The sequence below is a fragment of the Clostridium sp. 1001271B_151109_B4 genome, assembly GCF_015670405.1.
Taxonomy (GTDB): Bacteria; Bacillota; Clostridia; order Clostridiales; family Clostridiaceae; genus Clostridium.
The window spans coordinates 44,850-56,489 of sequence record NZ_JADPBQ010000021.1 but is presented as its reverse complement, the minus strand read 5'-3'; the positions used below and the strand labels follow the sequence as shown (position 1 = coordinate 56,489).

General features: G+C 30.5%; 11 protein-coding genes and 1 tRNA gene. 1 reads left to right on the top strand and 11 read right to left on the bottom strand.

Annotated elements, in window-relative coordinates:
* Window positions 1-96: 96 nt before the first annotated feature.
* Window positions 97-181, bottom strand: a tRNA-Tyr gene (locus tag I4V63_RS13145).
* Window positions 182-768: 587 nt separating this feature from the next.
* Here I4V63_RS13145 and yyaC point away from each other — a divergent pair.
* Entirely contained in the window at window positions 769-1,302 is a 534-nt protein-coding gene (gene yyaC, locus I4V63_RS13140) for a spore protease YyaC (RefSeq protein WP_196001700.1), read from the top strand.
* A 46-nt stretch (window positions 1,303-1,348) separates the two neighbouring features.
* On the opposite strand, the gene mreB is transcribed toward yyaC, so the two are convergent.
* The 10 genes from mreB to atpA form a co-directional block, all read right to left on the bottom strand.
* Window positions 1,349-2,383, bottom strand: coding sequence for a rod shape-determining protein MreB (gene mreB, locus I4V63_RS13135; RefSeq protein ID WP_196001699.1), 1,035 nt, complete (start codon window positions 2,381-2,383; stop codon window positions 1,349-1,351).
* Between the two features lie 99 nt (window positions 2,384-2,482).
* Window positions 2,483-2,737: a sporulation transcriptional regulator SpoIIID gene (gene spoIIID / locus I4V63_RS13130; protein WP_195988674.1), complete on the bottom strand. Its 255-nt coding sequence runs from the start codon at window positions 2,735-2,737 to the stop codon at window positions 2,483-2,485.
* A gap of 127 nt (window positions 2,738-2,864) precedes the next feature.
* A complete protein-coding gene (locus I4V63_RS13125) occupies window positions 2,865-3,707 on the bottom strand; it encodes a M23 family metallopeptidase (protein ID WP_196001698.1) in 843 nt (280 codons plus the stop codon).
* A gap of 147 nt (window positions 3,708-3,854) precedes the next feature.
* Window positions 3,855-5,033, bottom strand: coding sequence for a stage II sporulation protein D (gene spoIID / locus I4V63_RS13120; protein WP_243280514.1), 1,179 nt, complete (start codon window positions 5,031-5,033; stop codon window positions 3,855-3,857).
* Window positions 5,034-5,160: 127 nt separating this feature from the next.
* The gene (murA, locus tag I4V63_RS13115; RefSeq protein WP_196001697.1) at window positions 5,161-6,423 is read right to left on the bottom strand and encodes a UDP-N-acetylglucosamine 1-carboxyvinyltransferase; all 1,263 of its coding nucleotides are present in this window, start codon (window positions 6,421-6,423) and stop codon (window positions 5,161-5,163) included.
* Window positions 6,424-6,443: 20 nt separating this feature from the next.
* Window positions 6,444-7,085, bottom strand: coding sequence for a hypothetical protein (locus I4V63_RS13110; RefSeq protein ID WP_196001696.1), 642 nt, complete (start codon window positions 7,083-7,085; stop codon window positions 6,444-6,446).
* 329 nt (window positions 7,086-7,414) lie between these two features.
* Window positions 7,415-7,813 (bottom strand): ATP synthase F1 subunit epsilon, encoded by a 399-nt coding sequence (gene atpC / locus I4V63_RS13105; RefSeq protein WP_196001695.1) that lies wholly within the window; start codon window positions 7,811-7,813, stop codon window positions 7,415-7,417.
* 12 nt (window positions 7,814-7,825) lie between these two features.
* The gene (atpD, locus tag I4V63_RS13100; RefSeq protein WP_196001694.1) at window positions 7,826-9,220 is read right to left on the bottom strand and encodes a F0F1 ATP synthase subunit beta; all 1,395 of its coding nucleotides are present in this window, start codon (window positions 9,218-9,220) and stop codon (window positions 7,826-7,828) included.
* A gap of 15 nt (window positions 9,221-9,235) precedes the next feature.
* Window positions 9,236-10,081: an ATP synthase F1 subunit gamma gene (atpG, locus tag I4V63_RS13095; RefSeq protein WP_196001693.1), complete on the bottom strand. Its 846-nt coding sequence runs from the start codon at window positions 10,079-10,081 to the stop codon at window positions 9,236-9,238.
* 37 nt (window positions 10,082-10,118) lie between these two features.
* The gene (gene atpA / locus I4V63_RS13090) at window positions 10,119-11,633 is read right to left on the bottom strand and encodes a F0F1 ATP synthase subunit alpha (RefSeq protein ID WP_196001692.1); all 1,515 of its coding nucleotides are present in this window, start codon (window positions 11,631-11,633) and stop codon (window positions 10,119-10,121) included.
* Window positions 11,634-11,640: the final 7 nt, after the last annotated feature.

Below are 11,640 nucleotides of genomic sequence, written 5' to 3'. Positions count from 1 at the left end.
AACCAACAACCTGCTGATTACAAGTCAGCTGCTCTGCCATTGAGCCAATGAAGCATAATACCAAATTTCAAATTTATTATTTTTTAAAGTTGTTAATGGTGGGGGAGGACGGATTCGAACCATCGAAACGAAACGTAACAGATTTACAGTCTGCCCCCTTTGGCCTCTCGGGAACTCCCCCATATGTTTATTTACAACTTTTTTGTCATTCATTATGTTACTGCCGAACTGACAAGGACTAGTATATAATTAAACCAATTATATTTCAACCCCCATTTTTCCTGTTTATACATAATTATTCTCTATTTTCTCTACTTTTCTCTATTTTTCTTTGCTTTAATATATAATTTTATTTTTTTATAATAATATTTATTTAAATTTAATAGTATATTTTTTATTCATTTTTCATCCCATAATTAGTAACAAATTTACCATCCTATAAATATAGTATAAGTACAAGGCTATTAACATTCTTACTGTATATTAAGATTTACATACTTTTATAAATTATAATTGCACAAATCATAGACTTTATATTTTAAAGTTCTTAATATAATTTTTTATAATAAAATTATATTATTGCTTTATAAATCATATATTTTATATAAGACAAGCTTCATGTAATTAAAATTTAAAGCTCAAACTTTATTATTTAAGTTTATTTACTAAACAAATATAAAAAAGTTTTCCTTAAAATAGCAAGCATTATCTTTCGTTATTTTAAATAGCTAAAAATAATTTCCATATATAAAGATAGGGGTGAATTATTTGATTAAAAGAAAGTTTAATTATAAATCTAATTTAGCATACTATGAAATTGCTGAATTTATGAGAAAATATATTAATTCTAATAGTATTATAGTATGTATCGGTACTGATAAATGCGTAGGCGATTGTTTAGGTCCACTTGTTGGAACTTTTCTTCAAGAACATAATTTTCCTTTACCTGTATACGGTACGTTGGAAAATCCAATTCATGCATTAAACTTAGATAAAAAGCTTATTGAAATTAACAAACTGCATCCTAATGCCTCTATAATAGGTATAGATGCATGCCTCGGAGATGTAAATTCAATTGGTGAAATACACACTCGTGATTATCCTATTCATCCTGGAAAAGGCGTTGGAAAATCTCTTCCAGATGTAGGTATTGCTTCAATAATTGGTATAATAGACTCCAGTGATACCGCTGAATTCTTCACTTCTAGAAGTATAAGACTTCACCTTGTTTTCGAAATGGCAAAAGTAATTTCCCATGGATTAATTCATGCTTGTTATTTAAATTCTATAATGAACAAATAATGCTAGAAGTTATAACTTCTAGCATTATTTGTTCATTAATATAAATTTAATCTATTAAAGTAATTTCTCTATTAGAAATATTATTGTCCATTTTATCAGCATAATTAAGAACCTCACCTGTTCCCATTGCTACTGCTTCCACTGTGTTACTTGCAATACTAACATTAATACCTGTATTTTCCTCTATAAGTTTATCTAACCCATCTATTAATGAACCACCACCAGTCATTAATATTCCTTTTTCAATAATATCTGCTGCTAATTCTGGCGGAGTCTTTTCCAATACAGATTTTACACTTTCAACAATCATTAATACTGGTTCCATTAATGCTTCTCTTAACTCTTCAGTAGAAATAATAACTTCATCAGGTAACCCAGTAATTAAATTTCTACCTTTCATAGTTGTTGATATGTTTCTTGAACCTTTAAATACAGACCCAACGCTAACTTTTAAATCTTCTGAAGTCTTTTCACCAATTAGAAGCTTATACTTCATTCTTACATATCTAGTAATTGCTTCATCAAATTTATCACCTGCAACTTTTATAGACTCTCTAATAACAATTCCACCTAATGAAATAACTGCAATATCAGTTGTTCCACCACCAATGTCAACAATCATATGACCATCTGGTTTAGTAATGTCTAATCCTGCTCCAATTGCAGCTGCTAATGGTTCTTCAATTAGATTAACTTTCTTAGCTCCTGAATTCATAGCTGCATCTATTACAGCCCTTTTTTCAACTTCCGTTGCTTCTGATGGAATACAAATCATAACTCTCGGTGCTATAACCCTTCTTTTTCCTAAAGCCTTTTTTATAAAAGCCTTAAGCATTTTTTCAGTAATATCATAATTAGAAATTACACCATCTCTTAGTGGCCTTACTGCTACAATATTACCTGGGGTTCTCCCTATCATTCTTCTTGCTTCCTCTCCAACTGCTAAAACTTTATTATTATTCTTATTAATTGCTACAACTGATGGTTCTTTTAATAGTATTCCTTTTCCCTTTACATAAACAAGTACAGTGGCTGTCCCTAAATCAATACCCAAATCATTACCACTTCTCCAAAACCACATTTTATTCACTCCTATATAATAAAATTCAAAATATTTGTTTTTTCTACAAAATTATTCCTTTTTATATTATATATGCAATGAATTTATCATTCAATAAATTTATAGCTCATTTGCCTTATATTTCATTTTTGTAGCCTTCCCACCTCTAATGTGTCTTTCAGACTTATTTAATTCTAATATTAAATGTGTTTGTTCAGCTATAGCCGGATTAATTTTAGGTAATCTTTCTGTCATATCCTTATGAATAGTACTCTTACTTACTCCAAATACTTTCGCTGTTTTTCTAATTGTAGCTTTTGAATCAATTATATACTGGGCTACCTCTAAAACTCTTTCTTCTATATAGTCTTTCAAGATTATACCTCCTTAATCTCTATTTTTCATATATTATTTACTTAATCTATAAAAAAAATTCATACTCTCTAACCAATTAAATAATTATATAAGTATCAACCATAAAAATGGTTGATACTTTAATAAATTATTTGACTTCAAAATAAGCACTTGGATCAACATCTTTTCCGTTTGCATCTTGTACTTGAATATTTAATACATCTCCGCAAATTTTTGATGTAAATATACCTGAACTATTTCCTACTGTACCTATTTCAGTACCAGCACTAACAGTATCCCCTGCTGCTACCTTAACATCTTCACTTAAGTTAGTATATTTTGTTTTTAGCCCATTAGCATGTGCAATAACAACATAAGTTCCATCTGTAGTATTACTTGATACTTCTTCAACTTTACCTTCTGCAGCTGCTTTAACAGATGTTCCAACAGCAGCATTTATATCAATACCTCTTCTAGATGTATCTTCACTTCTAGCTTCATCTGAATAAGTTCTTACCATTTTTCCAAATTCTCTTGAGATAGCTACCTCACCGTCTATAGGTAATGATAAAACAATATTACTATCAGTTCCTGCTGAAACATCAACGTCAGCTTCTTGCTCTGAGTTATTTTGATTTTCTGAAACTGTTGCTTCGTCATCAGTAGCTACTTCGTTAGTATCATTAGCCACTTCATTAGTAACTTCCTCTTGAGATATTTCATTATCATTTGCTTCCGCTAATTCATCATTGCTTTCCACTCTTTCTGCATTTTGCATATTAAAGTTAGAATCAACATCTGAAGAACTGCTATCTTGAACATCATTTAAAGATAATTCATTGCTAGTATTATTTTGCTCCTTAGCAACTGAATTCTTTTTAATAGTAAATGCTGCTACAGTTGCAACTACGCATAAACATACTAGTAAAACTAAGTAAAAGCCCTCCTTTCTGAAAAAGTCCTTTACTTTATTTTTTTTATTTTGGTCCATTTCAACACCTCCTGTATTGTATTCTTGCCCTTAAAACCAAATTAATTCAATCTATACCAATTTTTTATTCGCCAAATTTATATATAAAAAAACAAAAAGAGATTTGATAAATCAAATCTCTCACTGTTTATATAGTATACACTAAAATTATAAATTAAATTTTAAATCTCCTATATTAATTCCTGTATAATAATGTTTTAATATTTCATCATAACTCTTACCGTCTTTAGCCATAACATTTGCTCCCCACTGACTCATTCCAACCCCTTCACCATGGCCTTTACAATCAAATACAATCGTATTATCGCCTATGGAATAATCAAAGTTTATTGAGTTCAGCCCTAGTAAAACCTTAAAATCAGATCCCTTAATCACACTATCTCCTACTTTTAATTCAATAACTCCTCCAGCCTTACTCCTTGATAATATACTAATACTATCTCTTATATTACTTGAAGTTACGCCAGACTTAGGATATTTATTACTTATTATATAGGCTAAATCACTTAATGTAACTTCCTTAGAACTTTCAAATTTAGATGATTCCTCATCACCAGGACTATCTACTGATTTAAGATACGGAATTTTTCCAAGCCCTAATTCTTCTGCTGACTCAGTCTTCCCAGAACTAACAGAAAAATATAATGGATACATTGCCAATTCACCATCATAAGTTAAAACCTTACCTTTTGTATCACCTACCGCATTTTTTATTTTTTCCCAGTATCTCTCTCCATTTTCCTCTCCCCATTTTTTAATAATATCATCCTTTGATGAATAAACCTGACAATGTGCTGAGTCACATATATCTCCACCATTAGCCTCTATACAGGGATTTAATTTTTTACTAACAACATAACTTCTAACTACAATAGCTTGAGCCTTCAACGCTTCAGGTTCAAAGCTAATAGGCATTGCATTTGCAAGTACACCACATACATACTCTTCTAGTTCTATCTCCTCTATTCTATTCTCTAAAGTAATATATAAAGAAACAGTACTATTTATATTAATGTTTATTTCATTGTTTGTATTCTCTATATTATCCACATTATCTGTATTGTTACCTTCATCTACTTTTTCTATTTCATCTACTTTATCTTCAATCTCTATATTATCTACCTCTTCTTCTACTTTAATATTTTCAGTATTATTCGATTCATTAACATTCATCTTTTCTTCATTAGCTGCATATTTATTAAAATCTATTTTCACATCTGCTTTCATAGTTATTACTGGAATTACTATCATAAATAAAATAATACATATAGCTGTTACTATTACTAACTTAATGGTTGTGAATCCTTTTAAAATTCTTTTACTCATAATCCCTCCATCTTATCAAGTTACATCTATATATATGTTTTAATCTGTTAAACAATTCCATACAATTTTCATTATTAATCTTATATTTCTACACAAAAAAATTAGGAACCCCAAAAGGCTCCTACTTTTATTTATAAACTCTATATACTTCCGCTCCAAGTTGTCTAAACTTTTCCTCAATATTAGTATATCCCCTATCAATATGATATATTTCTCCTATCTCCGTTTGTCCATTTGCAACTAATCCTGCTAATATCATTGCTGCTCCAGCTCTTAAATCAGTAGCTTTAACTTCACATCCAGTAAGAGTAGTTACACCTTCTACTATAGCTATTCTACCATCAATTTTTATATTGGCGCCCATTCTCCCAAGCTCTCCAACGTGCATAAACCTATTTTCAAATACAGTTTCAGTTATTACACTTACGCCTTTAGTAATTGATAATAAAGCCATCATTTGAGCTTGCATATCTGTAGGAAAACCTGGATAAGGCATTGTTTTTATATCTACTGGCCTTTTTTCTCTAGTTCCATCCACAATCATCTTTTGTCCGTCTACAGTGCAGTAAACCCCACATTCTTTTAATTTTTCGATTGTTGGCATTAAATGCTCTTCATTTACTCCATTAATTGTTATCTTACTATTAGTAATTCCAGCTGCAACCATAAAAGTGCCAGCTTCTATTCTATCAAATATAGGTGTAAATGGTTTTGGTTGTTTCAATTCTGATACACCATGTATAGTTATCTTTCCATATCCAGCTCCTTCAATCTTAGCACCCATACAATTTAAAAATCTTGCTAAATCCCAAATTTCTGGTTCTTCAGCAGCATTTTCTATTACAGTAACTCCTGGTGCTAAAACAGCTGCCATCATAATGTTCTCTGTAGCTCCTACAGATGGAAAGTCTAAATAAATTCTACTTCCATGCAATTTATCAATTTTAGCTTCTACATAACCATAGCCAACTTCTGACTCTATTCCTAAAGCATTAAAACCTTTTAAATGTAAATCTACAGGTCTGCTTCCGATATTACAGCCTCCAGGCATTGATATTTTACATTTGCCAAACCTTGCTAACATAGGTCCCATAATTAAAAAAGATGCTCTCATTTTTCTAATTAATTCACTATTTGGATCTACTTCTTTTAAATTTTGAGTATTTATTTTTAAATCCCCTGTTATTGAAGAAAATTGCACTTCACAATTTAACTCTCTTAATAAATTAATCAAGACAGTAACATCTTCTAACATAGGTACTTTTTTTAAAATTATTTCGGTTGGATTTAAAATAGTTGCAACTATTATAGGTAATACTGAATTTTTTGCAACACTTATATCAACTTCTCCATGAAGTTCCCTTCCACCTCTAACTATGATTTTTTCCATATTATCCTCCATATTTATTGTTAGTATGTTACGAAAATTATCGGTGTTCCTATAATTAAATATGAACCTGTATCGTACTTAATTTGTCCAATGTTTATATGTTGATTATCTTCAAATGTAGCTTCAGCAACACACCCATTATTTATATCTAAATATTCATTAACCTTTATATTTAAATTTTTTTCCAAATCACCAATTAAATTTTTATCCTGTGTATTTATCTTTCCCTTTATAAATGAAAAATACCTTTCATTTATAAAATTATCACTTCTTATTTTCTGTGATAATTTTTTCAATTCTTTCTCTGATTTACTAACATCATTATTAATTAGAATAACCTGAACTTTTATCAAACCATTATATTCACAAATACTAATACTATAATCAATATTTTCACTTTCTGCTGTAATATTATTTTTATCTGTAGAAAGTAACAAAAAATTGTTTTCCTCAAAAAATTGTTTTATCCTTAAATATTCATTCCTTAATGTTTCATCAACTGTATATTCTAACTTAATTCCATTTTGGACAAAATCATAATTATTCATCACATATCCTTCAATCTTGCTGAAAGAATCCTCTTTTGATTCACACTTATATTCTTTTCCACAAATAATTAATAGAGAAAAGATTAAAAGAAATACAAAAAACACCTTTTTCATATTGTAATCCCCTGCCCTTCCTCTAAAATTATTGTCCAAACTATTTTTTTTATACATCGCTGCAATACTAATTGTCTAAATGAAATTCTTAACCATATATTTAGTTACTTAGGGTTACATAAATATATCCCCTTATATTCCTTTAAAATAATTTCTTTTAATAATATATATATATTATTAAGGTCTTAAAATAGTTCTCTTTATTCTAAATTTAATATATTTATCTACTGATTTCGTGTATATATATCATTCTATTCAAATCTAAAAAAAAAGGTTATATAAATAATTTTTCATAAAAAAAATAAGGAAGTCGCTTTTTAGCGATTTCCTTATTTAAATTGCAATCTTGCATTTGCCCTAGCTAATGCTCTCTTTGCTCTTTCTATATCAACATTTTCTTTTTTACTAGTTAATCGTTCTTCTGCTCTCTTAAGAGCCTCTTCCGCACGATTTATATCAATTTCTTCTGGATAATTAAATGAATCACAGCAGAAATTAATCACGTTATCTTTAACATATATAATTCCTGAAGATGTAAATAATTTCTTCACATCACCATTAGCTGTAGTATAAATACTTACTGTTGGTATAGCAGCTACTATACTCGCTGCATGATTTGCAAGAAATTCAATTTTACCATTAGGCTCTGTTGTTAATAAACTAATAATTTCCTCTGTTAATACTTCACGCCCAGGAGATACAATGTTAAGTTTTATTGTTTTTCCCATAACTTACATCTCCTATTTCATTTTATTTGCTTTTTCTACAACTTCTTCAATAGTTCCTGCAAATAAGAATGCTGATTCAGGTAAATCATCATATTTTCCTGATAAAATTTCCTTAAATCCTCTTACAGTCTCCTTAACAGGAACATATCTTCCTTGCATTCCTGTAAATTGTTCTGCAACTGTAAATGGCTGTGATAAGAATCTTTGGATTCTTCTTGCCCTTGCAACTACAGCTTTATCTTCATCTGATAATTCATCAACACCTAAAATTGCAATTATATCTTGTAATTCTGTATATCTTTCAAGGATATTTTTAACTTCAGTTGCAACTTCATAATGCTCTTTTCCAACTATTCTTGGATCAAGAATTCTAGAAGAAGATTCTAGTGGATCAACAGCTGGAAATATACCTAAAGATGAAATAGCTCTCGATAATACTGTTGTAGCATCTAAGTGAGTAAATGTAGTTGCTGGAGCTGGGTCTGTTAAGTCATCAGCTGGAACATATACCGCTTGAACTGATGTTATAGATCCATTTTTAGTTGAAGTAATTCTTTCTTGAAGAGCACCCATCTCAGTAGCTAATGTTGGTTGATATCCAACTGCTGAAGGTATTCTTCCTAATAATGCAGAAACTTCTGAACCTGCTTGTGTAAATCTAAATATATTATCTATAAATAATAACACGTCTTGTCCTTGATCTCTAAAGTATTCAGCCATAGTTAACCCAGTTAATGAGACTCTCATTCTAGCACCTGGTGATTCATTCATTTGACCAAATACTAATGCAGTCTTATTTATAACGCCTGAATCCATCATTTCATGATACAGATCGTTACCTTCTCTAGATCTCTCTCCTACACCTGTAAATACAGAAATTCCACCATGTTCTTTAGCAATATTATTAATTAACTCTTGGATTAATACTGTTTTTCCTACTCCAGCTCCTCCAAATAGCCCTATCTTACCACCCTTTTGATATGGTGCAATTAAGTCAATAACTTTAATTCCCGTTTCGAACATTTCTGGTTCTAAAGATTGTTCTTTAAAACTTGGTGCCGGTCTATGTATAGGATATGATTCATCTGATTCTATAGCTCCTTTATTATCTATAGGAGTTCCTAATACATTAAATAATCTTCCTAATACATTCTTTCCAACTGGCACTGATATTGGTTTTCCTGTATCTAAAGCCTTCATACCTCTCTTCAATCCATCAGTAGATTCCATTGCTATTGCTCTAACAATATCATCTCCAACATGTTGCTCAACTTCTACAACAAGCTCTCTATCACCCATATCAATTTTAATTTCATTGTATATGTTTGGTAAAGAAGCTTCATCGAACTTTATATCTACTACAGGTCCAATTACTTGAACTACTTTTCCAATTTTATTTTCTGCCATACTTCTTCCTCCTTGCTACTTTTGAGCTTCGGCTCCCCCAACAATTTCTGAAATCTCTTGTGTTATAATACCTTGCCTAATTCTATTAAATTTAATATTAAGACTTTGTAGTATGTCATTTGCATTTTCTGTAGCACCATCCATAGCAGTCATTCTAGCACTATGTTCACTAGCTTTTGCACTAAGCATACATGTCTTAAGCTGGCTTTTTAAATACATATCTATTGCATTTTTAAATACGGCTTCTTCATCTGGCTCAATTATATATTGTCCTTCTTGAGAAGCTTTCTTTTCTATTGGTAATATTTTAACACTTTTTACCTCTTGTTTAACAGGAGAAATAAATTCTGTATATACTATATTTACTTCAGAAACCTCTCCCTTTTCATATAAATATATAGCATCATTATATATTCTATTAATGTCTTTCGTAGCAGGCATATCTGGTAAATCCACATATTCAGCATATGTGCTTATTTTATATCTAGAAATATATGAAATTCCTTTGCTTCCAACAACAACAACCTTTGCCCCGCCACTTTTTTGAACTAAATTATTTAAATATATGGCTACAGTATTATTATAACCTGCACATAATCCAGTGTCTGAAGTTAATACAATATAGAGTTTATCTCCATCAAAGCTTTTATAATAAATTGAGTCAAAATCTTCTGGCATACTAGAAACAACTTCACTAATAACTTCTTTACACAAATTATTATATTTCTCGTTATCTGCAAGCTCTTTTCTTGCCTTCCTAAGTTTTGAAGTGGCAACAAGCCCCATAGCCTTAGTTATTTTTCTAGTACTTTCAACTGACTTCATTCTTCTTTTAATTTCTATAAGTCCCGCTGCGCCCACTGTTTTACCTCCTAAAGAATTGCATAGCTATAAAAAGCTATGCATCTTTTAAAAATTCTTTTTTAAAATCAATTATACATTTTTCAATGTTTTCTTTTAATTCATTTGTTAATTGTTTTTCAACAATAACTTGCTTTAAGACCTCTCTATTATGAGTATCCATATATTCTAAGAATTCAGCCTCGAATTTTCTAATATCCTTAACCTTTATATCTGATAAAAAGTCATTTACAATTGCATACAATATAACTATTTGCTTTTCAACATCCATTGGTTTATATTGATCTTGCTTTAATACCTCTAATATTCTTTTACCTTTTTCTAATCTTCTCTTAGAATCAGAATCTAAATCAGATCCAAATTGAGCGAAGGCTGCAAGTTCTGTATATTGTGCAAGTTCCAATCTTAATGTTCCTGAAACTTGCTTCATAGCTTTAATTTGAGCATTACCACCAACTCTTGATACTGAGATACCTGCATTTACAGCTGGTCTTTGTCCAGTATTGAATAATTCACTTTCTAGGAATATTTGACCATCCGTAATCGATATTACATTAGTTGGAATATATGCTGTAACGTCTCCAGCTAGTGTTTCTATAATTGGAAGTGCTGTTAATGAACCTCCACCATTTTCTTTAGATAGCTTTGCAGCTCTTTCTAAAAGTCTTGAATGAATATAGAACACATCTCCTGGATACGCTTCTCTTCCTGGCGGTCTTCTAAGTAATAATGACATTGTTCTATAGGCTACTGCATGCTTAGATAAATCATCATATATTATAAGAACATCTTTACCTTTATGCATGAAATATTCACCCATACTACACCCTGCATATGGTGCTAAATATTGAAGTGGCGCACTTTCTGATGCAGTTCCTGCAACAACAATCGAATAATCAAGTGCTCCCATTTCTTCTAATGTATTAACTATATGTGCAACTGTTGATTGCTTTTGCCCAATAGCTACATATATACATATTACATCTTTACCTTTTTGATTTAAAATTGTATCTACTGCAATAGCAGTTTTTCCTGTTTGTCTATCACCAATGATAAGTTCCCTTTGACCCTTACCAATAGGAACCATAGAATCGATTGCCTTTATTCCTGTTTGTAAAGGTTCATTTACTGAAGCTCTATCTATAATACTTGGAGCTGGCACCTCTATTGGCCTAGTTCCTGCATAATTGATAGGACCTTTACCATCAATTTCTTCACCAAGGGGATTTACAACTCTCCCTAAAATACCTTCTCCTACAGGAACTTCAACAATTCTATTAGTTCTTTTTACTATGTCGCCTTCTTTAATTCCTTCTTCAGAACCTAATAAAACACATCCGACATTATCCTGCTCTAAGTTTAAAGCCATACCAAATACATTATTAGGGAACTCTAAAAGTTCACCTTGCATACAATCATCTAATCCATAAACTCTTGCAATTCCATCACCAATTTGAATTATTGTTCCAGAATCAGAAGTTTTAATTTGATTTTCATATCTTTGTATTTCTTTTTTTATGATCGATGTTATTTCTTCTGGTTTTATGTTCATGCAATCA

Bases quoted from the DNA above. Each gene is read 5' to 3' on its own strand.
- atpC (WP_196001695.1), bottom strand. From the start codon at position 7,813: ATGGGAAAAACAATAAAACTTAACATTGTATCTCCTGGGCGTGAAGTA.
- mreB (WP_196001699.1), bottom strand. From the start codon at position 2,383: ATGTGGTTTTGGAGAAGTGGTAATGATTTGGGTATTGATTTAGGGACA.
- atpD (WP_196001694.1), bottom strand. From the start codon at position 9,220: ATGGCAGAAAATAAAATTGGAAAAGTAGTTCAAGTAATTGGACCTGTA.
- I4V63_RS13125 (WP_196001698.1), bottom strand. From the start codon at position 3,707: ATGGACCAAAATAAAAAAAATAAAGTAAAGGACTTTTTCAGAAAGGAG.
- atpA (WP_196001692.1), bottom strand. From the start codon at position 11,633: ATGAACATAAAACCAGAAGAAATAACATCGATCATAAAAAAAGAAATA.
- I4V63_RS13110 (WP_196001696.1), bottom strand. From the start codon at position 7,085: ATGAAAAAGGTGTTTTTTGTATTTCTTTTAATCTTTTCTCTATTAATT.
- murA (WP_196001697.1), bottom strand. From the start codon at position 6,423: ATGGAAAAAATCATAGTTAGAGGTGGAAGGGAACTTCATGGAGAAGTT.
- spoIID (WP_243280514.1), bottom strand. From the start codon at position 5,033: ATGAGTAAAAGAATTTTAAAAGGATTCACAACCATTAAGTTAGTAATA.